Origin of the sequence: Pseudarthrobacter sp. Y6 (assembly GCF_050156205.1) — a bacterium.
Lineage (GTDB): Bacteria > Actinomycetota > Actinomycetes > Actinomycetales > Micrococcaceae > Arthrobacter.
On the sequence record NZ_CP189575.1, the window covers coordinates 35,455 to 60,597 of the forward strand.

The window sequence follows — 25,143 nt, forward strand, 5'->3', positions numbered from 1 at the left end:
AGCTGTCCGGTTTGGCCTTATGCGGGCCCCTCTTGTTGGTAAGCACACCCCAACCAGGAGACGAAGGGCCGACCATGACTACTGAATTGAGCAGTTTCGCAGAGGACGAAGACGCAGCGGATCTTACGGACGTTGCGACCTCTTTTGCCGTCCATGGCGAGTTGACCAAGCGGCTTGCCGAGGTGCACAGCCAGCCGTTTGATGCCATGGCACAGCAGCGGCTGCGGAAGTACCTGACTTCACCCCGGCTCCGATCCGGCAACAAGGCAGCGCATCGGTTGAAGAGGGGCGCGGCCTGATGAGGATCCAGAACAAGGGCAAGGCGCCGGTCAGCCGGTCGCCGGCGGAGGCGAAACCCAAGCGCTGGGGTCTGAAGCTGACCTCGGGGAAGCGGCCGGAAACCAATCCGTGGACGAAGGGCCAGGCGTTGTCCACCAAGGCCATCGCCCTGGGTTGCTGGGCGGCCCTGGTGATTTGGCCCCTGATTCTGGTGGCCATGACCGGTGGGTTTACTCCGACAGCCCAGGCGAAGCCGGTGAAAGCTACGCAGACGGCATCGGCGGTTGACCAGAGCGCCGGGTCGATGGCTCAGGCGTACATTGCTGCATGGCTCACTGCCACCAGAAACAACTCCGCAGGTTTGGACTCCTACACGGATATCGGTGGGATCTCGCTGCCGGAGAAGGGATTCGAGTACCGGAACCTTGCGGTGGCTTCGATCGGCCAGAAGTCATCGGACGGAGTCGTTCAGGTCCAGATTGCCGCTGAGGTTCGGGAGGACTCCAAGGCGAAGGACGGGCAGGTTGTTTCGACCTGGCCGCAGCGTTACTTCCAGGTGCGTCTACGGGTCACGCTGGAAGGCATCAAACCAGTGGGACTGCCCCTGGTCGTGACGTCGCCGCTGCTCCGTCCCGAAGTATCAAGTGGCTACAGCCAGAACGTGGCGGCTGCGGATCCTCTTGCCCAGTCGATTACCAGCTTCCTTCAGGCCTACTTGGCCGGGACCGGTGACATTACCCGGTACCTGGCCCCCGGGACTGCGATCACCGCAGTCAGCCCGGCCCCCTTCACCGGCGTGAAACCCCTGCAGTTCAGAGCTTCCACACCTCCCGTCCAGGCACCGCAAGACGGTGCCTCAATTCGGACGCTGACAACAGTGCAGCTCCTCGGAATGGAAGGCCAGCAGCTCACTGCCGAATACTCCCTGGTCCTTGAGGCCAGGGCCGGCCGCTGGGAGGTCACTGAACTGACTCCGCCAGACCCGGCTGCCACCGCACCAACGTCTACACCCTCACCCACCAGAAAGTAGGAAAAACCATGTTCACCACCGAAGCTCTTATCGTCAAAACCTCTGTTAGCGCCGCATCAGATGAAGGATTCTGGGGCCTGATCAACGGCCAGATCGCTGAAGCGAACGGGGCGCTCAATGGCGCGGCATGGATTGCCGCCATCGTGATTGTGCTGGGAGTTGCCTATAAGACCAAGGCGATTATGGCGACTGCCATCGCCGCGGTCATCGGCGCTGCACTTATCTTCCTTGTCAGCGGCGGTCTGGGAATCTTCTCCACCAAGATTGACCAGACCATCGTAGGCGCCCCCTCCTCGATCTCGAGCGTCGTGGTGTCCCTCCCGGATCGTCCTGGTTCTGGAGTCTGATTGCAATGAGTCAGAACGAAGAGCATGAGATCGTCCGGTTCTACAGGACGAGCAAGTATCCGCTGATGATGGGCCGTCTCCCGGACGGCACCAAGATCTTCGGCGGACCTTACACAGCGGCCCAGGGCATTACCGGGGCCGCAATGATCATGCTCGCTCTCTTTACCTGGGGAATGTGGGCCAGTTTCGGCCTCATCGGAAACCTCGTCACCTTGGTCACGGTTGTCCTGGTGCCCGTCCACCTGGCCGGGATGATCCGGACGAAGAACAGGAACCCCGTCATGATCGCGGCGGGCGCTCTCGGGGCCTGGAGCGCACCATCCGGCGGCAAGCTCGCCAATGCGTCTCTGAGATTTCGTAAGCCCCACCAAGTTTCAGGCACGACCAGCGTCAGCGACTATCAGGTTGATCTACCGCAGGGCAGTTCCGAATCCGCCGGCACTTCGCCGGCCTCACAGCTACAAGCAGTTCCACAGCCGGCTGCCCGGACGCCGGCACCAGCTCCAGCCGCCACCGAACCTGTGAGCAATCGGGAAAACCGCGCTGTGACCGCCATTGAACGCCTCATGGCCCAGTCAAGCAGTCAGAAGTAGGAGTACAGAATGCGAACACCGGCAACCGCCATGAGCAAGAATCTGATGTTCACCCGTTCAGGCACGGTGTGGGCTTCCTTCCGGGTCCAGCCGGTTCCATACGGCTATTGCCCCGTCAAGATCAAGAAGACGGTCAAGGCTCTCCACCAGGCCCTGTTCCAGGCGTTTGAAGGGGAAGCGCTCCTGTCCGGTCTCACTGCTGATGTGGATCCAGCCTCCGTTGTGGAGCAGATGATCGAGGGCGTTGATCTCAAAGCAAACCCTTCATGGGCAGATGAGGTATTGGAGACACTGGATGCTCTTGAAGACATTCGGCTCGGTACCCGCGCATTCTGGCTTTCGGTGCCGCTGCAGGTTGGTCCAAAAGAATCCATCAAGCAGGCAATAGGCGTCTTCCAGCATGAATTCGTTGAGATGCTCGCGCTTCCGCAGATTATCCCCTCAGCCCAGGTGATCGCTTCTTATCAGCAAAAAGCGGATCAAATCGAGAAGCTCATCCCATCAGTCTTCAAGCCTAGAAAGGCAACGCCGGCAGAACACATCTGGATGGCTATTCACCATCAGCAGCGCGGTCTGGGTGCCGACGGACGGGTGCCGGCATCCACTCTCGGCGGCGATGTGACTGAGGAACTCATCCAGACGGGATCCTCTATGCCCAATCCCTGGTTGGATGAGGCCGGGCAGACCGATGTGGGAGAGGGCAAGATCAGGAATCCCTTCGAGCGGAGGTACCTCAAGGTGGCCTCGTCGGATAAGGCGTCCTACCAGGTGTTGCAGGCGGTGTCGGCAACACCTAAGGGGGGAATGATGTTCCCAGGGACGGAATGGCTGTACCTGGCCGACTCCCTTCCCCTGGACGTCGACTTTGTGCTCCGGCTGACAATCACGGGCGCTGACATTGCAAAAAGGCAGAACGCCAAGGCAGAAGCGACTCTGGCGGATCAGTACTGGCAGCGCACCGACGAAGGCATTACCGGATCCAGCTCAGAACTGGACGCGATCGCCCGGGACCTCTCGGCCTTCCAATCCGCTCTCAACCGTTCTGACAAGGAAACCAAAGTTCAGATGACAGCGATCTTTGCTGTCGGCGCCCAAACGGCACAAGAAGCCAAAGACCTTGCCGATCAGGTGGCCAAGTTCTATTCCTCCATGGAGCTGGTCCTGGAAGCCCCTCTGGGAGGACAGGAAGAGCTGTGGTGGGGGATGCAGGTTGGGATCCCCACCTCCCGACAGGTACGCGAATATGCGCAGCTGACAACGGGACGGGATCTTGCCGGCGCCATTCCTCTCGCATCAACAGAGCTTGGTGCCACCAAGGGAAGCCTGGTCGCGATGAACATCTCCACCGAACGCCAGACACCTGTGCTCCTGGACATCGGGGGATCCATGATCGGAAACAAGTCAGGCTCATTTGGGGTTTGCGCCGAGCTTGGCGCGGGAAAATCCTTCTTCCTCAAAAAACAGGCCGGCGACGTCATCGACAGAAACGGCTCCATCTTCGTCATCGACCGATCCGGAACGATGGAATGGGCCCACTTCGGGGCTTCGGTGACCGACTGCGTTTCGCTGGAAATCGCTAACCCCCAGTACTCCTTGGATCCGTTGAGGATCTTCGGTGCCCTGGCCGGCGCTTCCATGGTCGAAACCGTGTTCACCACCTTGCTGAACATTGCCCCGACCGATGACATGGGGATCATCCTCTCCGAAGTCATGGACAAGGATTACCTCCTGCAGGAAGGCATCGAATCTCTCGGCGGTGTCCTCAAACACCTCAGCACTGACTGCCTGCTTGATGGAGCCAAAGAGCTGGCAAGGCGGATGAATGCTTTCGCCAGAAAAAAACTCGGAAAAGTACTCTTCGACGGGACGCTGCCGCCGCTGCCGCTCGACGCCAAGGGCATCGTCATGTGCACCAGGGGCACCGAACTTCCCAGCGCTGCGGAACTGGGTAACGCCCACCTGTTCGCCCAGCTGTCCGTGGAGAAGATCTTCGGCCGGAGCCTGTACGCACTCATGGCCCGCGTTGGCAAGGAATTTTGCTTCAGGGACGTGAGCCAGCTGTCCTTGTTCATCGTCGACGAAGCCCACCACATAACCCTCTCAACGGAAGGTATCTACGTTGTCGAGACCTTCGTCAGGGAAGGACGTAAACACAAGGCAGCCATCGGCTTGGGCAGCCATGACGCCCAGGAGGACTTCGGCAACGAAGTCGTCCGTGGACTCATCCCGGTGCGCATCGTCATGAGGCACACTGACCGCAACCTTGCCATCCGCGCCCTGGACTGGCTGGGACTGGACTCAACTGATGAAGACCTGATCGAGCTGGTCACAACCGATCTGTCACCGATGGATGAACACAACAAGGTCCTGCCCGGTAGGGAAGGCGAAGGACTCATGCGGGACGCCGCCCAGCGATACGGCAAGCTGCAGATCCTGCGCCCGGCACGGGAGGAGCGTTACCAGGCGATCCTCTCCACGCCCGATGCGGATGCCGCGTGAACAGAGGTGCAGCCTATGTCCTGGCCAGGCCGATGTTACTTCGGGTCATCACCGCACTGTGCCTGATGGCAGCCCTGTTGATCCTGGCGGCGCCGGAAGCCCACGCGGAGGATCCACAAAACCCCGACGCCAACCATCTGGGCGGTGTCCAGGACTCTCATGGGGTGCCGGGTGAGAAGTACAAAGTACTTCCGTTCGACCGCGGGGGCATGGACAACCTGTCGAAAATGGCCATCGGAATCTACGTGGACATCCTGTGGCCTTTTCTGACCGACTCCCTGAACTTCGTTATGTGGTTTTTTAAGTGGCTGCTTTCCTTCGAATGGGTAAGTGTTGTCACCTCACCTTTGGAAGGCTTCGCCACCACCATCCAAACGCTCTTTGGTGGACTGAACTGGATTCCGTTCGCCCTTGCCCTCAGCGCCCTGGTCTACGGCTGGCAGATCGCCAAGGGAAGGTACTCCCATGGGTCCATCAACCTGGTCACGACTGCGATCGTGGCGGCTTTGCTCACGGGGATCCTGGCGAACCCGGCCACGACCATCCTGGGTGAAAACGGATGGCTCAAAAAGTCGATAAACGGTGGTGGCCAGGTCGCGGTGGCCATTGCCACGGATGGGGCTAACCAGACGGCCGCAGGGCTCACCGCCCAGGACGTCATCGACAAGTCCTTCAATCAGCAGCTGACCGATATTTTCATGAGGGAACCGGCGATGTACGTCAGCTTTGGGAAGAAGCTCACGGGCGAATGCGAGTCAGTTTTCGATACCAAGATGAAGGAAGTCAAAACCGGGGATTCGGGGGATAACCGCGTCAGGGATGCGGTCGCTGCCTGCGATCCTGAGGCGAAATTCTTCATCGAGCATCCCTCCGGGCAGATCAACGTCCTCGGCGGCGTGATGCTCAGCATGTTGCTTCTGGTCATCATGGCGATGGTCCTGGGCCTCGTACTGATCGCCACCGTGGTGTATCTGGGGTGGCGGGTCATCAAGCTCATACCTTCCGGATACGCCGCCTTGCTGCCGGGGGAGGAGCGAGGGGGATTCTGGCAGGATCTCGCGGCCGTGGCAGCGTCACTGGCCATGATGGCGGCAGCTCTGGCTGTTCTGGTTCTCTACCTGAGGTTCGTCATCGAGATCATGAACGCCCTGGATGGTCTCGGCCCCAACAAGTTCGTCCTGCTGGGGTTTCTGTACATCGGCGGTGCGGTGTTGATCTTCTCGTTCCGGAAGAGGCTGCTCGCCTGGGGAAACAAGGTGGCGGCCAAGATGTCCTCGTTTATGGGGGCAAAGAACAGTGGCGCCTCTCAGCCGGTCAACGGCCGCCAGGTCATCAAGGGCGCGCAGCAGGCAGTCCGGACGGCGCAATCGATCAAGACCTCGAATGCTCTGTCCAGTCACGCGAAGGGCGGCGGTCTCAGCACAGCAGTATCCGGGGCCGGTGTAGCGGGGACCGCAGCCAGCAAGGCTGTGAAAACGGCAGGCGGCCCCAAACTGCAAAAGGTGCTGAGCGTAGCGTCGAAAATCCCGGGCCTGGCCCCGGTCGCCAAAGGCGTCCAGGTCGCAACCGTTGTCATACCCAAGGCACAGGCCTTCGCGGAAAAAGCCAGGGAAGCAACGCGGCGGGTCACGCATGAACCGACCCGACGGACGGCCCGGAACGAAAGCCTCCGCCAGAAAGTCTCCAAGGCCGATGAGCAGCTGGAACGGAAGAAGGAACGGATCCACACGAAGCTGGATGCCGTCGACAACCGGCAATCACAGGGCCGGCACATCAGCCGCCCCCGGCTGGAAGCCAAAGAATCGCAGCTGCGCGAAAAGCTGGAAGCCCAGCAACCCTCTGACCGGGCCGAGAAGCTCAGGGCCCGGCTCGCCAAAGGCACTCAGCAGGCCAACAGATACGAAGAGCGGGCCGCGGCCCGCAGGGCCAACGGCTGAGCCTGTCAAAGCATGAACAAGACAAACAAGAAAGCTCTCGTCGCCGGCATTCTCGCCCTGGTCCTGATCATGGCCGGCTGCGTTGCCTCGTTGCCGGTCATCCTGGTCGGGGCCGTGGCGAGCAGGAGCAGCGGCTCAGGAACGGACATCTGCACCATCGGCGGATCGATCAGCGCCGGCGGCTGGACCAACCCGGTCGAGGGCCCGCTGACTTCCCCCTATGGCCCCAGGGATGCGCCGGTCGCCGGAGCAGGGTCCTTCCACAACGGACAGGACATTGCACCGCCGGATGGCACGCCCTTCCTTTCCGCCTCCGGGGGAACCGTCGTGGCAGCCTACGGAAACGGCGACACCAACCCCGAGGGAGACACCGGCAACGGCATCATCATCGACGCCGGCGATGGTGTGCAGATCTGGTACTGGCACGCCCAGAACGGATCCACGAAAGTGCGCAAGGGCGACAAAGTCCAGGCGGGCCAGCCGCTGGCCAACGTCGGAAGCACGGGAATGTCCTCCGGACCACACTTGCACTTTGAGGTCCACGTCAACGGGGCGATCGTGGATCCCGTTGCCTTCATGAAATCCAGGGGAGTTACCCTCGGGAGCAAGGGATCCGGACCTGGCACCGTCACCGTCGGACAGCCCAGGGAAGCCGCGCCGGCAGCCCAGGCCACATTCACCGGCACGACGACAGCAGGAATCACCATCGAGCTGAACGCAACCAAGCTTGGCTACGCCGAGCGGGCGGTCAAAGCAGGCCGGGCCGCGGGCGTCAGCGAAAAGGGCGTCCTCGTATTCCTGATGACGGCACTGCAGGAGTCCAAGTTCAAAATGTATGCGAACGCCTCCGTGCAGGAATCGCTCAGCGTGGCCCATGACGCCGTCGGCTCTGATCATGACTCAGTGGGCTTGGTCCAGCAGCGCCCCTCACAAGGCTGGGGGACGGTGACGGATCTGATGGATCCGGAAAAGTCAGCGTTGAAGTTTTGGGGGATCCACGATTCCCCAGGCAACTGGCCGCCGGGCCTGCTGCAGATTCCTGGATGGGAACAACGGAGCCTCAACGATGCGGCCCAGGCTGTCCAGCGCTCGGGAGTCCCCGACGCCTACAGCAAATGGGAACCTGTTGCGCGGGCCTTGCTGGCCCGGCTTGGCGGAGGCGGCAACACCGGGTGCACCCCCGGCCAGGACTTCGGCGCCGGCAAGCCGCTGCCCGGGGCTGAATCATCAGCAAGGGGCAAAATCATTGCTGCTGCCCGTGAGGGCATGGGCGGGAGCTACGTCTGGGGCGGAACCGACTTCAAAGCCTGGGACTGCTCCGGCTACGTCCTGTGGGCGATGAGCAAGGCCGGCATCCAAGGGATCCCACGCACGGAGCAATGGGAAGTGGGTAAGAAAACCACCAACCCACAGCCGGGAGATCTTGTCGTTCAGAGCCCCGATGGAACCAATCACTGGTCCCATGTAGGGATCTACGCCGGCGACGGAATGATGTACAGCGCACTGAACCCCTCAGTCGGCACACTTCTGCACCCCGTTGATTGGAACCCTGGCAGCGAATACTTCACCTTCATCGACGGCTGATCTTGAAAGGCAATCCCCGTGACAAAGAAAACCCTCATCATCGTGGCCGTGCTGGCCATAGCCATCGCCTTCATGATCATCGGTGCCGTATCCAAGGCCAACACCCCGCCGGCAGAAGAGCCGCCAGCCACTGCGGTGGAAAGCCCGGCATCGGATGCTGCGCCGGCTACCCCGGCCACACCGCGCAAGGATCCCAACCTTTCCCAGGACCTGCCTCCCAGCGATGAGGCAGCAGTCCTGGGAACCGTCCAGAGCTTCATCCTCGCCTACACCGGCCAACGCTGGGACGATTCCACCGCTGGCTCCTGGGTGGAACGGGCCACCAGCTTCACGACCGCAACATATGGCTCCGAGCTGCGATCCATGTACGGCCAGGAGGGAAGCGATCGTGGATGGAATGAGATCGTGCAGGCGCGAATCGTGCGCCAGGCCATCATCGATGACCTGGAAATCGTGCAAAGCCAGGACCTCAGCAAGGGGTCGGTGACAGTGCTGGCAAGGTACCGGATCAGCACTGCAGCCGAGGGATCAGTGCCGGAATCCTTCGAGCCCTTCACCAAAATGGTCATCGTGCAGAAGGCAGCCGCCGGCTGGGAGGTTGCCGCCTTCACTGCCCCCGTTTCAGGTTCGGTCCCGGAACTCCCGCGTCCGGTGTTGACTCCGGCCAATCCACCAGTGATTGATGATCATGTCCACGACGACCACGCTGAGCACTCAGAGTAGATAACACCGGGTCAGGATCCCGGAGCTTCAAAAGGAGATGGGTGGGCGGATCATTCCGTCCACCCATTCTTTGTTGCGCCGTGCATGTCCCGGGCAGGAGAACGCTGATGTGGGGCTATCCAATGCAAGGAACCTGCCAGGCATGGTCAATGCAAAGACCAGGCGAGTGCAGCGCATGATCTGTTCAGGCCGTCGGCAGGGGCCACGGCATGGTTTCTGAGATGCCCATGACCGGGCGGAAAAGGCGCTGTGGGTGAGCCGAGGGAAAGGCGTCCAGGTAAGTGAAGGAGGGTCTGGTGGGCTCTGAAAGGCTCAATGACTGCATGATTGTCCCGTCTCAATTAAGTTGAACCACGGCGCCCCGGAATTTCGCGGGGTGGGTCAACTAGAGTGAGACAGTTTTCCCTGATTTGTCTCACTTTAGTTGACCCAAACTGTCGAATACTGCCGGTGACTTCGCTCCAGCCTTAGCGGCTATCAACCGCATCGTCAGCAGTGGCCCTGGGCGCCAGAGCAAGGTTCAGGGGAACCCTGTGCGGGGCACTCCTGCGGACGGGAAAGGAACCCAAGGACCTCCTGCGGGAGCGGAGAAACCGCCATTCCCGGCTGAGTGAAAGTAACGTGCGCCAGGTAGCGGTGGTAGGGGCAGGGTGACTTGGTAACCAAGGGGGCTGATGCCTTTGATGGCGCTTTTTGGCTTTGGCTGGATCGTGCGTCGGGCGAAGAAGTCGGCTCCGGGGTCCTGGTAGCACTCGCCGTCGATGAGCATGTGCCAGGCGGCGGCAAGGATGAGAATTTATCCCGCGCAGCCAGTTCGTGGATCATCGTCGATTACTGGCCGCGATTGTTCCGGAACTTTAGGCGATGCGCCACCGCAAATCACCTAAAGGCAGATCCTTTGGAAGCCCTCGCAGCGACACGTGTCACTATTCGATCTATTACCCGCGACGGATCCTTCCACTTCATGGCAAGTCGATCTGGATCCATTCCGTGCTCGGCAACGATGTCGCGCAGTCCCTCGATTTCTAGTTTCGCAAGGTCTAGCCGAAGGCCTTCTTCGCCCAGTTCGCTGTAAACGGCGAAGGGATCAATGGCCCCCGGGGAACGCCTGCGAGATCTCGGCTTCGATTCATTAGTTCCTTGTTCAGTTAAAGGCGTTGAAGCTGACATGAGGGTCTTGGCAAAGCGAGCCGTCCGGGAGGCTTCGTCTGCTATCGCCGCAAATGTACGGACAAGCGTCAACGCCAGCCCCGCACCGCGTTGTTTCGCTAGCTCCTGAAGGGCGTTGCATAGGCGTGATATCTCCTGTGCTAGAACCTGCTCGGCAGCAACTGCAGGCGTCCGATCCCGTTCCACGCTCATGTCGTCTCCTCGACTAGCTGCATAAACTCACGAGTCAATTCACGGAAGGTGTCGAACTGGCCCGCGTATCCATATTTTTGCCGCAGGGTTCCGTAGTCTGCAAACTCCGCGGAGGACGCGATTTGGTTGGCCTCAGGCACAACCGATGACAAGACGGCTGGGAGGTTCGGGTTCTCCTTCAACCGCTTGACGGTATTCATATGCAAAGTAGAGGCCGACCGGTACTTGCTCACGATGATTCCGATCTCCGCAATGTCTTCACCGATGCCGTCGGCAAACTGCTTTACCCGTTTTTGAATCTGGGGAATTCCATAGGTGGACAGTACATCGGGGATTGTCGGAATAATGTAGCCGTCGGAGATACGAAGACCATTCAACGTTACGATGCCGAGGTTGGGTGGGCAGTCGACCAGAACGTAGTCATAGTCGCCGAGAATGCCTCGAACAGCTCTGCGAAGCAGGTCAGTCGGTACGTTGGAGTGGAAGCGACCAGATGACATTGAGCCCAACCTATCCTGCACGTCGATGAGGTCCAGCGAAGACGGGATCAGGTCAACGCTGCCGACATCCCGCACAGGAGACACTCTCCGCTGCAGTGTCTTTTCAAGGTCGAAGTCCGGTTCATCTTCATCGGACTTCAGTGCGTCGGTGAACAGAGTGGCTAGGGTGTACCCGGCATCGTTCAGTTCCTTCCATTTGTCCTCACCAATTAGCACCGTCGTCAGGTTCGTCTGTGGATCCAGGTCGATGACCAGAACTTTCTTATGAAATTCGGCTGACAAGAACTCGGCCAAGGCCGCAGTGGTCGTGGTTTTGCCGACCCCACCCTTGAGGTTGATTGTCGAAACGACGTGAGTCATCTTCTTCTTCCTTCTCTGTAGATACCTGATGATGTGCTCCGCACTGAAGACAGGGCCGCTGCGCAGCTCGGCGATCGGCTTCGGAAAACGCGGATCCCGGTTTCGCCAATTTGCTACTACAGGCCGACTTGTATGCGCCAGGTCGGCGACCTCGAACAGGCCCAAAAGGTCCGATTCCTTGGCTGGATTCGGCTCTGCCAATGGGTCCTCCTTTGCTTGACTGGTTGACTTCAGTGTGAATGGCATTCACACTGAAAGTCAATGGTGTGAATGGAAGTCATGCTGTTAGTGGGACCTGCCGAGACGCGGTAGGGCTACGGAAGGCAGGGGCAGAACACATGAATCAGCTCCCCGCCCCATAGGTTGAACACAATCATGCTTCGGGCGCTCCTGCCCCGACTGACGAGGGGACAGATCGCATGCGCATACACGAAGTCTTGATCGAAGACTTCCGAGGAATTCATTATTTGAAATGGCGCCCGAGCACGGGTCTCACTGCCCTTGTCGGGCCAGGTGACTCGGGTAAGACAACAATTCTCGATGCCCTTGGCCTTCTGTTTTCCTCACGGTGGAGCCACACCTTCACGGACAACGACTTCCACGGTCCGGCGACTGCCACCAAGGGCTTCCTTATTCAGGCCACCGTTGTTGAGCCACCGGCCGAACTTCTCGGTCTCGGCACTTTCATGGGCTACGTACGCGGTGTTGATGCGAAGGGCGAGATTAACGATGAGCCCGACACTGATCGGCCTGCATTGACCGTGGAGCTTCGTGTCGACCGCTATCTCGAACCTGTCTGGCAGGTGATCGCTGACCGACAAAGCACGCCAGGTGTTCTGCGTGCTTCGCACCGGGCAGCATTCGGGGTAGTTCGGGTGGGCGGCGACAACGTCACCGATCTGCGATGGTCACGGAACTCCGCGCTCCTTCGCATGACCGGGGCTGCGGACCAGCGTCCCACGGGCCAAGCGCTCGTCGAAGCCTCGCGAGCTGCCAAAAGCGCTACGGTTCAGGCATTCAACGAACTAAACGGGATCGCCGAAAAGGTCACGGTCCAGGCACATTTGCTGCGCGGCATACAGCCGACGGCAACGCTTTCAGCGGCGCTGAACTCAGATTCCTTTCAGCTCGGCGAAGGCGCTGTATCCCTTCACAACGGAGACGTGCCCCTAGAACGACACGGATTGGGGTCGCGGCGGCTCACCGGGGTGGCGGTTCAGCTGGCTAACTCCGAGGACGCACGTATACTCCTCGTCGATGAGCTCGAAGCTGGTCTGGAACCGTTTCGGATCCGACACCTGTTGCGCGCCCTCGAACAGCGCACCTCCGACGAATCGCACCTCTCCCAAGTGTTCGTGACCACGCACTCGCCCGTCGTTCTGCGAGAACTGAACCATTCGAACTTGACTGTCATCCGCAGGGAACCATCAGGCAGGACGCGAGCAATCATCCCTAGTCCAACCTTCCAGGGTGTCCTGCGAAAAAATGCCGAAGCATTCCTCGGGCCTAACGTCCTGGTCTGCGAAGGCGTCACTGAGGCCGGCTTCGCACGCGGCGTCTATTCGCACGCCGAAGAAAACAATCCGCTCCTGATTACGGCGGTTTCCACGGCCGACGCCGGCGGCGACGGAAACCTGGTCAAATATGCGACGGCGTTCGCCGAACTCGGCTACCGCACAGCCGTTTTTTGTGACCACGATTCGGATGTTGACCTTTCATCGCTGCCTCCATCCGCGACATTGATCCGAAGCGACAACGGAAGAAGCACGGAACAGCAGGTCATCGGATCGCTCTCGGCGGACGGCTTACGCCGAGCGCTCAAGCACGGTCTGACTAATGCCTCCCACCAGTCGGTGGTTGATGCCCTCAGGTCAAGGGGCTGCGAAGAGTCTGTCACTACAAGAATCCTCACAGAGGAAGCGGTGCCGGGCGCCCAACTGGACATCATGCGGGGCGCCCTTGGTGCCCTCGCAAAAGATAAGGATTCCGCCTGGTTCAAGTCCTTGAGCGGCGGTGAACATCTCGCAGCGATCGTGCTCGCCGATCAGGAGGCAATTAGGGAGGGTACTTCAGCGCTACGAATTGTCCACGAACTCCGAGCGTGGGCGGCCAGTGTCTGACTGGGTAGACTTGGCAGCGCTCGGGACGGGTGCCGTGGTGGCGCCCGCGGGGCATGGCAAGACCCATTCAATCGGGCAAACCGTCGAGAACCATCCCGAGCTGCGAATCTTGGTCCTCACACATACGAACGCCGGAATTGCAGCGCTTAGGCGCCGAGTTGCCATTCGTGGAAGTAAAAGGCCTCGCATCGAAACCATCTCCGCCTTCTCGCTTAAGCTCGTACGTGCCTTTCCAAGCCGGGCCGAATGGACGGAAGGCACCAAGCCAGAGTTGTCGAATATCCAATCCGCAGCTCTTAAAGCGCTACAGAGCACCACCGTTCTGGAAGTCGTAGCACTGGGGTTTGATCTCGTCATAGTCGATGAGTTCCAGGACTGCAGCCCAGATCAGGCCCGCACTGTGGAAATCCTGGCCGGCGTCATTCCAACGGTCGTTCTCGGAGATCCTCTTCAAGCCATCTTCGATTTCGGTCGCACGCCTTCAGCTCCCTGGAACGGGTCGACTGACACCCTCCCGCTCCTGGAAACATTGTCGACACCGCACCGGTGGACCAATACGAATCCGGCACTCGGTGAATGGCTTGCCGTTGCCAGGACTGACTTGATGGCTGGCAGGAGACCCTCGGTTCCGGACAGCCACCCGCTGGAGATCGTGACGCTTCAACGCGAGGCATCACGCGGGGGTCTGTACGACGTCATCCCCCGCGAAGGTACCACTGCAGTGATCTATCCCAATCACTCAAACATCAACGCGCTTTCCGTTATAGCGCGTTCATATAGGGGCCTGATTCGCGTAGCTGAGACATCCGATCTTGTCGACGTCCGAAATGTTGCACGGACCGTCGATAACGCATCTGATCGCGTGGCAGTCCTCCTCGCTATTGTCGAATTCGCCGCAAAAACACGTACCGCAGTGTCGAGTCCCATCGTCACGACTCTCTGCAGAAACCTGAAGAGCAAGGGCCAGGCCAGCAAGTCGACGCAACCCGTTGTCGCTGCAGCTGCGCTCTATCTCAACCACGGAAGCCGTGAAGCCGTGCTCGAATTCTTCCGGCTTCTCATCCATAGTCCGTGCGGCTATACGTACCGGCCGCAACTCCAAAAGCTTCTTGTCGAAGGTCTTTTCATGGGCCAAGCGGACCCGGATTCCTCCATAGAGGAATGCGTGTCCCAATTAATCGAAGGACAAAACCATCGTTCGTCGTGGGAACCGTTCGGAACGATCGTGGGCACGACGCTGCGGCTCAAAGGTTTGGAGTTCGACAACGTGATTGTTCTCGACCCTCCAACGATCACTTCGAGAAATCATCTGTACGTTGCCTTGAGCCGTGCATCGAAGCGGCTGATTCTTGCCAGAACGGGTCAATAGTCTTCAACGCACCAAGGATTCTCCCGTTGGAGGAGCGCGCCCGCTGGAACAGGCCAACGATCGCGAGTGCTGGGTCATCTGTGATGAGACACGCCGGACGAATGGTTCACCTGTAGTGAGACAGATTGGCTGGATGGGCCAACTGTAGTGAGATTGGGTCATCTTAGATGATGTCCTGTCTCAGATAACTTGAGGCAGCGAGTGTCTGAATCGAGGGGTTGCCCCAACTTGAATGAGACAAATTGAAGGTTGGTTGTCTCATCCAAGTTGGGGCAGATCGAAGAATGACCCTATCGTCTGGCGTAGCTGTGCGGTTCGTTTAGTGGTGGTGGTTTTCAGGGGCCAGGCCCGCTGCCGTCGCGCCGAAGAGTGCGCATGGACAACCTCCCACGAGGCTGCTGATCCGCTGAAAGCGCTCAACCTTGGGCTGTTGCACTCCCATGCTCCACTTGGAACCCGAGGGCCGGGCCCTTGTGAATCCGGTCGGTCTGAGGCCCCACCGCCCCCGCAGAGGTCAGCTATCTGCCGAACAGTCAGGCCCTGCAGATGCATCAAATCCACTCGGGATGAAGAGATCTGGAGAAGTGCATAGCTCCTGAGGCGCCGCAAAGTGTGTGCTATTCATTCCCTTGCTTCATGGCCAAACCAACGATCAGCAAGGCGATACCTAGTACTGCAAGCATCAAGGAGAAAACGGTCGGCATTAGAAGCGCAGGAGTGCAAATCGGACCACCAATGCCGCGGAACCAAGCCGATCCACAAACAGGTTCAAAGTTTCCAAAGACGAGTGCGGGCATGATGCCAATGAGGATACCTAGGCCAAGTAGAACGAGCCCGACGTTCAAGAGGAACTTCACTCGTGGTGTCATGTTGGGTGGGCCTCTTTCCAATCATCCCTCAAGTTCGCAGAGGCCTATTGTCGACGTCCCTGCGCCCAAATGTCCTGGCTCTTGTTTAGCGTCTGGGTCATGGTAAAAGCAAGGGAGGACGATCGAACGCCGCCATCGCGCGTCCCATGCCCCAACTGTAATGAAACAGAAACCCGGAATGCCCCAACTTGGATGTGACTTTTGGCGCTCTTTGGCGGCATTCTGTAATCGCTAGATGGCGCATCGAGCCGAATGAACGAGGATCTAGAGCCGCACCACGGTTTCTTATTCCTAAGGATACGAGACGTCTCACCGACTACTGCGACCGTGACCCTACGTGTCCGGATTCCGCGGAATTGATGTCATTTTCAGAAGTCGCCTTCACCACTTCATGCGGAAGAACGGCCCGGGTGCACGGGACTGTTGACATCCGATTGTTAGAAGTCATCTGCACTGCCGGCATTTTCTTCAGAAGCCGCCTGCACTAGCCTTAATCATGGTCAAGAGTCGTCTGCACTGTTCTCTCCGGTCATGACATCGGATGACCCGCAGATCCTGGAGCGGGGCCTGCTAGGGATGTCGGATGAGGCGTGGGAGCGCCTGCGCTGGCAGGACCAGGTCATCGCGCCTTTGGCGGCCATGGCCACAGTCCCCACCGGTGCGGCGCAACTCGTGCACTTTTGGCCCCTACGGCTAACATCACCTTATGGGGATCGAGGACGAGCTCAACGAAAAAATGGGTGACGACGCGAATGTCGATTCAGGGGCAGAGGCCTACCCGGATGTCGTAGCGGCAGTAGATGAAATTCGACTGCTGTGCCTTGAGCTCGCGAAATTGCTCCTTGAACGCGGAGTTCCAACGGAACCTTTCGAGGTTCTTTCTGCACAGCCGACGTCTAGACTTCAGTATTTCTTCAAGGGGCCTGCGAGTAACCCCATGGTAAGGGCCGCCGATGGCTGGGTCCTGGCTTCAAAATGGGGGATCGACGTCTTCGGGCAACTCTGGGAATGGCGTCACAACTTAGTCGAACCAGACAAACTAGTCGCCCACGGAGACTTCGCCCCTCCCCCTGCCTGGTTTGGCCCGTCCAGAATCGATTTTCGTCAATGGATAAAGGACAGCATCGGCAAGCACCCCAGATACCCTGGGCAGTCGGTGAGAGTCGGTGGCCTCTATCTCGACACTGAATCGGATGGCCGTCCGAGGCTGTACCTATTCCATCCGGCACATGACCCGGCCAACAGTCGGTACGAACTGTTCCGTGAGCATCTGTTGGATGCCTGCGTTGGTCTCCTCAAGGGGCTCCGGTAAGCAGCCAAAGCCTCAGATCGTGGAATTGGCCGTCTGGCGATAAATGCTCTCAGCACCGCCACGCTGAGGCGGGATTGTTTGCATATTGGTCCCGATACGTCCGGGCTTCAAGCCCGGGAACGAAGGCGGGATTGGAGGGATTGGCGAGTACGGATAACGCAATTTTGCGGAGATTGTCATAGGCGTCCTCAAGGAATTGTCCGCTCTGCCTCGCTCCGACCAACACGGCCCGGCACTGGCTCAGGGCTGCCTGTAGATCTGCGACCTGTTGGCTGGATACCATGTCTCCTTGCTCACGATTCGCGTGTTGGGCCCCTAAGCGCGAGTCCAGTTCGGCTACCTTCGCAGCGCTTCGTTCCAAGTCAGAATTGCTTGCCTCAAGCTCGGCCGCCATGTCATCCAAATCCGCCTCCCGCTCGGCCAATCTTTTTCTTGTCTGCTCAAGCTGCGATTGTGCGCCTGAAAGCGCATTCTGGGACGTTTCTAATTGAGTCGATACGGACCACAATCCCACTAGGCTGGACGTGAGCACGACTACGGTTATGCTGCCAATAATGATCATCCGCGAAGACATGCCCATACGGCGATCATAGGGGTTGGCCCGGCGGCCACGACAGCCTGAGGGGGGCTCGGAACCATTTCGGTGGTTTCAGTCCTAGGCATTGCAGACGACTTTGGACATTCGTGCATTTGCTTTGGGAAATTGCCAGATCTGGCTGGTGGGGTGTGGAGGAAAACTGCTCCCTGTAGGTCAGGGCGCCTGGAGCAATGTCGCGTCCGGCACAAGCCTCGGACGCCGCCGCAGCGTGTCCCATGCCTCAACTGTAATGAGACGAAACTGGCCAATGCCTTAAGTGAAGTGAGACACGCCCGCGCGAATGCCTTAACTACAGTGAGACAAAAACGGGCAATGCCTCATCTGTAGTGAGATTGCCTCAACTTAGATGAGACAGGACAATGATGCCTGCGTCAGGAGCGCGCGGAGCATATATTGCTAACGCAGATTGGGTGAGATCGAGACTCGGAGTCTGCAGAGGTTGGCCTGAAGGCGCAACTCCTTGCCGAGTCTAATCACCCTGTCAAGTTAATAGCAACACCGGATTTGTCCGTTTTCGCAATTTGGCGGCCCCTCTTGTTGGTAAGAGTCGACCACCGAGGAGATCAGATGCTGACAAAGCAGCGCGTCAAGAAGCCCCCTATGCCCGTGCGGCCGGTTGAGCCGGGAGTCCACCAGTGGGGATATGAGCGCGTCCAATCCGGGATTGCCCCCACGCTGAAACCCAAGCCCCAGGATTGGAAGTTTGGTGTGGCAGCGGTTCCGCCGGCAACCGGGGTGGCCGTGGGCGCCGAGCTGCTGCAGGCGGCCACCGGCGCGGTGGCACCGACCGTCCTGGCCGCCGGAGTGGTGTGCGGCGGGATCGTTGCCCTCGGTCTTCGGCGGAAGGAAAGGGCAGCTCTTTCCGATCGAGCAACCGAGGACATTGCCTCGCTTGTCTCCACGTACCTGACACGCAAATCGCTGAAAGTACTTCGCTGGTCCGGCGGCTGGCTGGGATATCCAGCCAAGATCAGAATCACCTATGACCAGGGCGCGGCCGGCAACGCCACCCTCCGTGAGGAACTGGCCGAGCTGCTTTCCGATCGGGTCGGTATGACCTATGAGCTGGTCAAGCATGACCCCCGGAAACGCCAGCTCGTTTACCAGATCGATCCCGGGGCGGAAGAAATTGCTGCGGAAGAAGAGCAGGATCCGCTGACTGAGCGAGTCACAAAGATCGCGACCAAGCTGTTCTCCGCACCGAACGAGGATGCTCCCAGGATCGACCTGGAATGGGAGAACGAAAAACTCTCGAAGGTGCACGTACAGCACAACATCGGTATGAACCTCACCAGCGCCCTGGTCCGTAAGGACAAGGCGCACAAGTTCTCTGTCCAGATCCCGGGGAGGTGGAAGGTCGACTGGAACACCGAAGAGGACACCGCAACGTTCACGCTTCGGCCAGACCTTCCCACCTTCATTGCCCACCCGCCGATAGCTCCGATGGTGGGCACACCCCAGGAAAACTACAAAACACCACTTCGCTACGGGATCGACGAAACCGGCGAACACATGGCCTGGCGGCCGTGGCTTGACCCCATGATGCTGATCGTGGGGCGCACCGGCCGAGGCAAGACCGTCGTGGCCCACAGCATCCTGACCGAACTGGCGGCAAGAGGCTGGCTCATCGACGTCTCGGACGCCAAGCTCATCGAGTTCATTGGGTACAAGTCCTGGCCCAATGTCAGATGTGTCGGCGCCATCCTGGAAGAACAGGTCCGCCTGGTCCACGCAGCCCTTGAACTGATGCAGGACCGCTATGCACAGATCGTCGCCGGCGAGGCGGAGGAAGACGACTTCCAGCCGTACTGCCTCTTCCTGGATGAATACGCACTCTTTCGGGAAGACCTGGCCGATTGGTACTCAGAGATCAAACAACAGGGCGAACCGGCCAAAGTTCCGACGTCGCGCAAGGTCAACGCCGTCCTTCGCGCCGGACGTACAGCGCGGGTGCACATCGTCCTGCTGACGCAGCGGCCAGACGCTGAGGTGCTCGGATCCGGTGAACCGCGGTTGAACCTTAGCTGCCGCGTCTCCATGGGCCCCCTGGACATGGACGGCGCACGGATGATGTACAACAACCCGACCGCTGGCGTGGCCGTTCCAACCAACATCCGCGGCCGCGGGACCACCAGGAACGAAGCAGGGGACATCGTCGAGTTCCAGGCCTACTGGACACCAGATCCCCGCAAAGCGAAAGAACCCGAAGACCTGGCCATTCTCGAGGGCCTCGAACCCGCCCAGACTCTGCATCCAAAGATGAAGATCGTGCTGCCCACATCAACGTTCGGAGAATCCAAGGATGGGTCGAGCGAAGAGCTGCTCCCCAGTTACTCCGAGTATGCCAACGCAAGGATGTTCCCCCTGGACTATGAAGAACCGGAGGACGCAGAATCCGATCAGGAAGAAGGTGGAAGGGACGCGCTGGAAGCTGACGTTGAGGATACGCAGATCAGCACTGAAGTGACCGAGTCTGAGCCCGAACGCTCGATTCTCCGGCTTGTCCGCGCTGGTGATCCGGAGCCCTCCGAAGCAGGACCAGAGAAGATGCAGTCAACATCCCGTGCGAACTCCGGAAAAGGCTTGGCCAGTGTCTCGGATCTTCGCATCAGGGAAAAGCTCGAAGAAGAGGATTCCGCGGAAGAAGAATCCGAAGACTGTTTCGGGGAGATCGAAACCCTTCGCATCGAGGACATCGTTCCAGGGACGAAGGTCCTCATCGATGAAGGTGAAGGGATCTGGGGCATCGTCGCGGATTCCATGGCTGACGAATCAGAAGAGGGGCACTGGGTGATCGCCTGTGTCACTGACGATGGTGCGGACGAAACCATCGTTGCGCCTGAAGGCGAGATTTTCCCAATACGGAAACAGCAATGAAACCAGCGCAAGGAGTGGATGAGTAATGAACGAATCGTCGGAGAGCGTTGAGGATCAGGTCCTCACCATCATCGCCATCCTGCTGGCAACAGGGGTGCTGGGGAGTTTCAGCTTGGTTGGCTTCTTCGAGCCGATCCAAGCCTGGGCAATCCAGCAGGGACTGATGGTTACCAGCAGCGTTACCGTTCCCTTGGGTGGGGACGGATCAGTTGGGCTGGACATGCCGAGGATCCTGATCGCCGGCGGAATGGTGTGGCTGGCTTTGCTGGGTGCCCTGTACTCAGCAGTGAGGAAGCACCGGCGGCACCAGGCTGCATAACCTTGGCATAGCAAAAGCCCTCGTAGTGACTGGAAGTCGCAGTCGCCACGAGGGCTTTGCTGTATTCGGCCATTGGGTGTGATTCCCAGGGCCCGCGCGCTCCCGTTCGAGCGGCAAACTTGTTAGCTGTGCTGTGTGTCAGGTCGCGGTACGCCGGCTTCGTTGCCCTCGTTCGCCAGCTGGCGACGCAGGACCCTAACCCAGGTCGCTGTTACCCCGGCCGCCCGGGCGACTTCCTCGGCGGTCGGATCTGCAGCTTCGACTACAAGTTCCTGGCGCTCCTTCCGCAGTGTCTCCAGTTCCGATTCCGCCTCCGTGTAGCTCTTTCGGAGTGCGTGGAAGTCCTGAGTCACGCCCTGGTTCGTGCCGGCACCCTGGCGTTTGTAGTATGTCTGCCGGCTCAATCCGGCTTCACGGATCAGCTCCACCAGGGACCGGCCGGAGGCCCTGTGGGTTGAGGAGATCCAATGCACAAGCCCGCTGATGGCATCCTCGCGTTTCGCAGTTGCTGCGTCGATCGCCTGACGTTTGTCCTGTAGCAGTTTGAGCGCGCGCGGTGTCATGGCGTCCGCTCCGGAGCAACAGAGTGACTGTCCGGCGCCTGGTAGTCGGAGTCGGCTACGGAGACCAGGTGCCTTTCGAATGTGCTGTCCGAAAGGCGCAGCTTGGCCTGGGCGAAGTGCCTCAAGTTGGTGACCCGCCCTTTGGGCGTTGAGCTGGAGGTGTTGCAGGATGCTGCCTGGCCCGGAGCTGCGGAACTGTGCTTCGGGGACGGCAGAGGCAGGGATGAGTTGTGCATGACGGTACCTTTCTAATTACTTGATCTGACAAATATAAAACTAGTAACGTACCGGCCTGCTGTCAAGCAGCTTTCGACAAGGACCCCCCGGAATCAGGAATTTCCTTACTGGGACGCAACCTGATGCTCCTCCAGATCTTGCGCCCGTCTGCGGTGACGGGACCGACGGGCAGGAGCTGCGCCGAGCCGGAAGCCATGCTGAAAATGCCGGCCCACATAATGGCAGGGTTCCCGGCGGGGAAGCCCGCGGCCAGGAGTGCTATTCCGGCAAGGATCTGGGTGATGGGGCCCGCGGTAAGAATCAGAAGGTTCTCAACGGGGTGTCCTTGGTCGTGGTGAATGAACGATGAGGTTCCGACGTGGATGGTGTGGACTCGTCTCCTGAGGGCCAGGCTGCAGAGAACGTGCCCGGCTTCATGGGCCACGGTGGTTGCGAAACAGGCGGCGCCGAAAAGAAGGGCCGGCGGGACCGTGTCCAGTGTTATGTGAGCGGGGGAAGCTGCGATCGAGGTGATCACCCACCAGGAGGCCGCAAGCACGGAGCCTTCGATGGCAGCACCCGGGGTGATCGTGATTCGTAATTTCCGGATACGAAAGCGGACGGCATGCCTGCGCTTTGAGTCATACCGTCCGCTGTCGTTGACTGATCTCACCGATGGGTCTGGGAAAGAGCCGGCTTGAGACGTGGGGTTTCTCCGGATGCTGAGTCTTCCGGCTCGGCCTGGTCCTCAAGGGCCCATTCGGCTTCGTCCAGGATATCTTCGCGTTCGCGGCAGCTGAGGTCCTCCGAATATCCGGGGACCTGGAAGGGGTCGAGTGTGACGTGCGGATCCACGCTGAATGCAATGACCCTCGCTTTCCCTGGGAAGGTTGCGGAGGTCTGCTGGGTGGGGGCGGGTTGATTCATGGCTTGCTCCTTGGTTGGTATCGGTACCAACAAGAGGGGCCAGTGAATGGAGGTTTCGGACAGAATCCGGCTGGCTATCGCGGGGACTTTCCCGGCAACGGCTGTCCGGCGGGTTTGCCGTGCTGTTTGGCGGCGAGATACAGCAAAAGCAGGCGCCGGCGGAATGAGGGGCTTTTGAGCATCAGGTTTTCGATGGCGGCCGCATCCTGACCGCTCCAGCCGTGGCCGGTGAGGATTCTATTGGAGGCGGCCCATCGGGCGACGTCGGACGATTCGGCTTCCTCGTGCAGGTTGATCTTCATGGCTGGGTTCCTGCGGTCCCGGCGGAGTTCAGGGTCCGGGGGGCAGGGCGCCGGGTCGGCGCATTGCGGTTCTGAGGCGAACGGAGCATTTCACCCTCCCTTAACTTGATCTGACATATATAAAACTACTGTCGTATAAGAGAGGTGTCAAGCGGGTTTCGTTGCAAGGTTGGAGTGCCTGCCCGGAACTGGCCAGCGGCCGCGGCCGAATCAACGCGCCTGGGGGAGTGCCTGGGTGAGGGCAAAAAGGAAGGCGGCCCCGGACTCGACAGGAGGTTTGGGGGCCGCCCTTCCCGCTCATCGTAGGCAGGGTCTGATGGATTCGCAAGCACCGGTTGATGTAGCCTCGATAGCATCCGCTGAGACAGTTTTACTTCCGGCGGATCATGGCCCTCACCAGGCAGCGGACTTGATCTGACAATTAAGACCTTTCTTGCCTGGTGGGGGTCTCCTTCGTTTTTGCGGCCATCCGGCTGGGCGGGCAAGGGTGTCACCCTTGTTTCGCGATCAGGAAATCGATAGATTGGACGCATGGAACGCAACCAGGACCTTGTAGCCCGCGCCGCACGCTTGGCTGCAGAGGCACACGAAGGGCAGACCGATAAAGCCGGCGCTGCTTACATTGACCACCCGGCCCGGGTGGCTGAGTTCGTGCGGTCCCTCTTCGTTGATGCGCCGGATGAAGCGGTGGCCGTCGCCTGGTTGCACGACGTCGTTGAAGACACCAGGATCTCGCTGCAGGATCTCCTTGAAGCTGGGTTTCCCGGTTCGGTCGTTGCCGCGGTCGACTCAATGACAAAGCGGGCCGGCGAGGGAATGGAAGACTACTTCGCCCGGGTCAGGTCGAATCCGCTGGCCGTCATGGTGAAGAATGCGGATCTGGCAGACAACACGTCCCCTGAGAGGGTTTCGCGCCTGGATCCCCAGACGGCCGAGAGGCTGCGGAACAAGTACGCCCTGGCCAGGAAGCTGCTGGCAGCTGCCTGATGTGTAAATCTTGTGCCGAAGGCGGGCGCAGATGCAGGGATTCCAGGCGGCTCAAGCAGCTGAGTCATGCGGATCTCCTGCCCGAGCATGCCGAAGACCGTCCAGACGTAACCTGGTCTGTGGAAGGTCACCAGGAACCAGAGCTGGACCAGCTGTGGGCCGTGGAGAAGGGTAAGCCGGTGCTGCCGGCCGCGGTTGTTGCGGAGGCAATCGGAACACTGGCGGACGTGGCGGCTGATGAATCGCAGATAACCACTGACATCATGGCTTCGGTTCCTTCCGGTGCCCGCGCCTCGGGACTCGAATTCAGGATGAAGTCCCCGTCCTCGCTCGCTCGCAAGATACGTGATCGTGTGAAGCTGGCCGCTGCCTCTGCGCACCCCAAGTCGCCGGCGGAGGTGGCATCCAGGATGACCGACATCGTCAGGTACACGATCGAAGCAGCGGATCATGACCACCTGGTGCCTACCGCCACCTCGGCCGTGGAGCACTTGAAGAGTCAGGGGTATGAGGTAGTAGAAGCTGAACATTCATATGTTGATGGCAGCAGCTATAAGGGCCTGCACCTCACGGTGCGGAGTCCCAAGGGGCGGCTTTTCGAGCTGCAGGTCCACTCGGAGCATTCCCAGAAGATCAAAGATGAAGTCCATCTGATCTATGAGGAGGCCCGCCAGCTGGAGCCTGGGGATCCTCGCAGATCGGATCTGGAGAAGCAGATGACGGAGCGAAGCGCTTCACTTCCTCGTCCACCAGGTATAGACAAGTTAAAGAAGCTCGGCGGAACCCCGGTGGAGAGGAGGAAAAAGTGACCGACCAGTACGGGTATGAGCAAGTGCTCGATGAAGATGGAAATCTTTTGTGGATAGGAGCCAGGGCTAAAACCAGCCCGCGTCGGTTCTTCGTCTACGTTCCAAATACCGGAAGCTGGCACAGGTACCCGGAGCTGGAGGCCGGTCCTGGCTACGTCGAAGGCGTCGTCTTTAAAGAGATGTCAGCCAAAAACGTTCTCAAGAGAATCCCGGAACTCAAGAGGATCGACGAGCGGTCGCTGGGATGGGTCGTAGAGGAATTCCGCAACCAGAACAAAAACGAAGTGCGCAGCACATCTGATCTGGGGCTGCCGGCTGGAAAAGGGTCGAAGAGGCCCTCCATTGAGGTTGTCCAGGATCTCAAGCTGGGACAGTGGATCACTGTGAAGACCTACGAACCTGCGAGGCGCCATGCCGCCATTTCCCTGGCGAGTGACATTAGACGCGGCAAAAGAAAGCGGCTGATGTCTGGTGTCACCGGGATGACGATAAAGGCCAAGCGCGACGGAGCCGAAAAGATCATCGTCGAGTCGAGGGTGCAGCCGGTAAAGCAAGGCTATAACGTAGAAATTCGCCCGACTCTTGCCGCCAAAAAGCCTGAGGATTAGTGTCTGGATCGTGGCTTGAAAGGGAAGAGCCGGCGCGCGGGGGCCGGCTCTTC

The 25,143-nt window shown here is 59.5% G+C and carries 23 protein-coding genes; 16 read left to right on the forward strand and 7 right to left on the reverse strand.

All coding sequences use genetic code 11. The annotated features are described in order from the left end of the window. Positions 1-74: 74 nt before the first annotated feature. The 8 genes from ACQCSW_RS20380 to ACQCSW_RS20415 are packed head-to-tail and all read left to right on the forward strand — an operon-like array spanning position 75 to position 8,992. On the forward strand, positions 75-299 hold the full coding sequence (locus tag ACQCSW_RS20380) for a hypothetical protein (RefSeq protein ID WP_426990786.1): 225 nt from the start codon (positions 75-77) through the stop codon (positions 297-299). After that, positions 299-1,309 carry a conjugal transfer protein gene (locus ACQCSW_RS20385; RefSeq protein WP_426990787.1) on the forward strand — a complete coding sequence of 337 codons (1,011 nt, stop codon included), beginning with the start codon at positions 299-301 and terminating at the stop codon, positions 1,307-1,309. The genes ACQCSW_RS20380 and ACQCSW_RS20385 overlap by 1 nt, the downstream gene beginning before the upstream one ends. A gap of 8 nt (positions 1,310-1,317) precedes the next feature. Next, the gene (locus tag ACQCSW_RS20390; protein ID WP_426990788.1) at positions 1,318-1,656 is read left to right on the forward strand and encodes a hypothetical protein; all 339 of its coding nucleotides are present in this window, start codon (positions 1,318-1,320) and stop codon (positions 1,654-1,656) included. 5 nt (positions 1,657-1,661) lie between these two features. Next, a complete protein-coding gene (locus tag ACQCSW_RS20395; RefSeq protein ID WP_426990789.1) occupies positions 1,662-2,249 on the forward strand; it encodes a hypothetical protein in 588 nt (195 codons plus the stop codon). Between the two features lie 9 nt (positions 2,250-2,258). Next, positions 2,259-4,748, forward strand: coding sequence for an ATP-binding protein (locus ACQCSW_RS20400; RefSeq protein ID WP_426990790.1), 2,490 nt, complete (start codon positions 2,259-2,261; stop codon positions 4,746-4,748). Continuing rightward, positions 4,745-6,685, forward strand: a complete 1,941-nt coding sequence (locus ACQCSW_RS20405; RefSeq protein ID WP_426990791.1) for a hypothetical protein — start codon at positions 4,745-4,747, stop codon at positions 6,683-6,685. The genes ACQCSW_RS20400 and ACQCSW_RS20405 overlap by 4 nt, the downstream gene beginning before the upstream one ends. A gap of 12 nt (positions 6,686-6,697) precedes the next feature. Next, positions 6,698-8,269 (forward strand): peptidoglycan DD-metalloendopeptidase family protein, encoded by a 1,572-nt coding sequence (locus tag ACQCSW_RS20410; protein ID WP_426990792.1) that lies wholly within the window; start codon positions 6,698-6,700, stop codon positions 8,267-8,269. An 18-nt stretch (positions 8,270-8,287) separates the two neighbouring features. Next, positions 8,288-8,992, forward strand: a complete 705-nt coding sequence (locus ACQCSW_RS20415; protein WP_426990793.1) for a hypothetical protein — start codon at positions 8,288-8,290, stop codon at positions 8,990-8,992. Between the two features lie 1,358 nt (positions 8,993-10,350). Here the strand turns inward: ACQCSW_RS20415 and ACQCSW_RS20420 are convergent. Next, positions 10,351-11,214, reverse strand: coding sequence for a ParA family protein (locus ACQCSW_RS20420; protein ID WP_426990840.1), 864 nt, complete (start codon positions 11,212-11,214; stop codon positions 10,351-10,353). A gap of 437 nt (positions 11,215-11,651) precedes the next feature. Between ACQCSW_RS20420 and ACQCSW_RS20425 the strand changes: the two genes are divergently transcribed. Beyond that, on the forward strand, positions 11,652-13,334 hold the full coding sequence (locus ACQCSW_RS20425) for an ATP-dependent nuclease (RefSeq protein WP_426990794.1): 1,683 nt from the start codon (positions 11,652-11,654) through the stop codon (positions 13,332-13,334). Then, complete coding sequence (locus ACQCSW_RS20430; RefSeq protein WP_426990795.1) at positions 13,327-14,703, forward strand: UvrD-helicase domain-containing protein; 1,377 nt, start codon at positions 13,327-13,329, stop codon at positions 14,701-14,703. The genes ACQCSW_RS20425 and ACQCSW_RS20430 overlap by 8 nt, the downstream gene beginning before the upstream one ends. A 617-nt stretch (positions 14,704-15,320) precedes the next feature. On the opposite strand, the gene ACQCSW_RS20435 is transcribed toward ACQCSW_RS20430, so the two are convergent. Continuing rightward, on the reverse strand, positions 15,321-15,500 hold the full coding sequence (locus ACQCSW_RS20435) for a hypothetical protein (RefSeq protein ID WP_426990796.1): 180 nt from the start codon (positions 15,498-15,500) through the stop codon (positions 15,321-15,323). Positions 15,501-16,278: 778 nt separating this feature from the next. Between ACQCSW_RS20435 and ACQCSW_RS20440 the strand changes: the two genes are divergently transcribed. From ACQCSW_RS20440 to ACQCSW_RS20450, 3 genes are all read left to right on the forward strand, one after another. Further along, positions 16,279-16,884 (forward strand): hypothetical protein, encoded by a 606-nt coding sequence (locus ACQCSW_RS20440; RefSeq protein ID WP_426990797.1) that lies wholly within the window; start codon positions 16,279-16,281, stop codon positions 16,882-16,884. A 1,165-nt stretch (positions 16,885-18,049) separates the two neighbouring features. Next, entirely contained in the window at positions 18,050-20,359 is a 2,310-nt protein-coding gene (locus tag ACQCSW_RS20445; protein WP_426990798.1) for a hypothetical protein, read from the forward strand. 25 nt (positions 20,360-20,384) lie between these two features. Then, a complete protein-coding gene (locus tag ACQCSW_RS20450) occupies positions 20,385-20,678 on the forward strand; it encodes a hypothetical protein (RefSeq protein ID WP_426990799.1) in 294 nt (97 codons plus the stop codon). Between the two features lie 122 nt (positions 20,679-20,800). Here the strand turns inward: ACQCSW_RS20450 and ACQCSW_RS20455 are convergent, their stop codons facing one another. The 5 genes from ACQCSW_RS20455 to ACQCSW_RS20475 form a co-directional block, all read right to left on the reverse strand. Continuing rightward, the gene (locus tag ACQCSW_RS20455) at positions 20,801-21,241 is read right to left on the reverse strand and encodes a hypothetical protein (RefSeq protein ID WP_426990800.1); all 441 of its coding nucleotides are present in this window, start codon (positions 21,239-21,241) and stop codon (positions 20,801-20,803) included. Beyond that, the gene (locus ACQCSW_RS20460; RefSeq protein ID WP_426990801.1) at positions 21,238-21,477 is read right to left on the reverse strand and encodes a hypothetical protein; all 240 of its coding nucleotides are present in this window, start codon (positions 21,475-21,477) and stop codon (positions 21,238-21,240) included. The genes ACQCSW_RS20455 and ACQCSW_RS20460 overlap by 4 nt, the downstream gene beginning before the upstream one ends. Positions 21,478-21,539: 62 nt before the next feature. Next, complete coding sequence (locus ACQCSW_RS20465) at positions 21,540-22,016, reverse strand: M50 family metallopeptidase (RefSeq protein WP_426990802.1); 477 nt, start codon at positions 22,014-22,016, stop codon at positions 21,540-21,542. A 110-nt stretch (positions 22,017-22,126) separates the two neighbouring features. Next, on the reverse strand, positions 22,127-22,384 hold the full coding sequence (locus ACQCSW_RS20470) for a hypothetical protein (protein WP_426990803.1): 258 nt from the start codon (positions 22,382-22,384) through the stop codon (positions 22,127-22,129). Between the two features lie 74 nt (positions 22,385-22,458). After that, the gene (locus ACQCSW_RS20475) at positions 22,459-22,686 is read right to left on the reverse strand and encodes a hypothetical protein (protein ID WP_426990804.1); all 228 of its coding nucleotides are present in this window, start codon (positions 22,684-22,686) and stop codon (positions 22,459-22,461) included. Positions 22,687-23,217: 531 nt separating this feature from the next. Between ACQCSW_RS20475 and ACQCSW_RS20480 the strand changes: the two genes are divergently transcribed. The 3 genes from ACQCSW_RS20480 to ACQCSW_RS20490 all read left to right on the forward strand — a co-directional run bounded on the left by ACQCSW_RS20480 (position 23,218) and on the right by ACQCSW_RS20490 (position 25,090). Next, complete coding sequence (locus ACQCSW_RS20480; RefSeq protein ID WP_426990805.1) at positions 23,218-23,673, forward strand: HD domain-containing protein; 456 nt, start codon at positions 23,218-23,220, stop codon at positions 23,671-23,673. Between the two features lie 119 nt (positions 23,674-23,792). Next, positions 23,793-24,482 (forward strand): hypothetical protein, encoded by a 690-nt coding sequence (locus tag ACQCSW_RS20485; RefSeq protein ID WP_426990807.1) that lies wholly within the window; start codon positions 23,793-23,795, stop codon positions 24,480-24,482. Continuing rightward, entirely contained in the window at positions 24,479-25,090 is a 612-nt protein-coding gene (locus ACQCSW_RS20490) for a hypothetical protein (protein WP_426990808.1), read from the forward strand. Before ACQCSW_RS20485 ends, ACQCSW_RS20490 begins: the two co-directional genes overlap by 4 nt. The last annotated feature ends 53 nt before the right edge of the window (positions 25,091-25,143 follow it).

What these genes read in the sequence shown, in the direction of transcription:
- ACQCSW_RS20380 (WP_426990786.1), top strand. Translation starts at nt 75, where the DNA reads ATGACTACTGAATTGAGCAGTTTCGCAGAGGACGAAGACGCAGCGGAT.
- ACQCSW_RS20385 (WP_426990787.1), top strand. Translation starts at nt 299, where the DNA reads ATGAGGATCCAGAACAAGGGCAAGGCGCCGGTCAGCCGGTCGCCGGCG.
- ACQCSW_RS20390 (WP_426990788.1), top strand. Translation starts at nt 1,318, where the DNA reads ATGTTCACCACCGAAGCTCTTATCGTCAAAACCTCTGTTAGCGCCGCA.
- ACQCSW_RS20395 (WP_426990789.1), top strand. Translation starts at nt 1,662, where the DNA reads ATGAGTCAGAACGAAGAGCATGAGATCGTCCGGTTCTACAGGACGAGC.
- ACQCSW_RS20400 (WP_426990790.1), top strand. Translation starts at nt 2,259, where the DNA reads ATGCGAACACCGGCAACCGCCATGAGCAAGAATCTGATGTTCACCCGT.
- ACQCSW_RS20410 (WP_426990792.1), top strand. Translation starts at nt 6,698, where the DNA reads ATGAACAAGACAAACAAGAAAGCTCTCGTCGCCGGCATTCTCGCCCTG.
- ACQCSW_RS20420 (WP_426990840.1), bottom strand. Translation starts at nt 11,214, where the DNA reads ATGACTCACGTCGTTTCGACAATCAACCTCAAGGGTGGGGTCGGCAAA.
- ACQCSW_RS20435 (WP_426990796.1), bottom strand. Translation starts at nt 15,500, where the DNA reads ATGCCCGCACTCGTCTTTGGAAACTTTGAACCTGTTTGTGGATCGGCT.
- ACQCSW_RS20440 (WP_426990797.1), top strand. Translation starts at nt 16,279, where the DNA reads ATGGGGATCGAGGACGAGCTCAACGAAAAAATGGGTGACGACGCGAAT.
- ACQCSW_RS20445 (WP_426990798.1), top strand. Translation starts at nt 18,050, where the DNA reads ATGCTGACAAAGCAGCGCGTCAAGAAGCCCCCTATGCCCGTGCGGCCG.
- ACQCSW_RS20450 (WP_426990799.1), top strand. Translation starts at nt 20,385, where the DNA reads ATGAACGAATCGTCGGAGAGCGTTGAGGATCAGGTCCTCACCATCATC.
- ACQCSW_RS20455 (WP_426990800.1), bottom strand. Translation starts at nt 21,241, where the DNA reads ATGACACCGCGCGCGCTCAAACTGCTACAGGACAAACGTCAGGCGATC.
- ACQCSW_RS20460 (WP_426990801.1), bottom strand. Translation starts at nt 21,477, where the DNA reads ATGCACAACTCATCCCTGCCTCTGCCGTCCCCGAAGCACAGTTCCGCA.
- ACQCSW_RS20470 (WP_426990803.1), bottom strand. Translation starts at nt 22,384, where the DNA reads ATGAATCAACCCGCCCCCACCCAGCAGACCTCCGCAACCTTCCCAGGG.
- ACQCSW_RS20475 (WP_426990804.1), bottom strand. Translation starts at nt 22,686, where the DNA reads ATGAAGATCAACCTGCACGAGGAAGCCGAATCGTCCGACGTCGCCCGA.
- ACQCSW_RS20480 (WP_426990805.1), top strand. Translation starts at nt 23,218, where the DNA reads ATGGAACGCAACCAGGACCTTGTAGCCCGCGCCGCACGCTTGGCTGCA.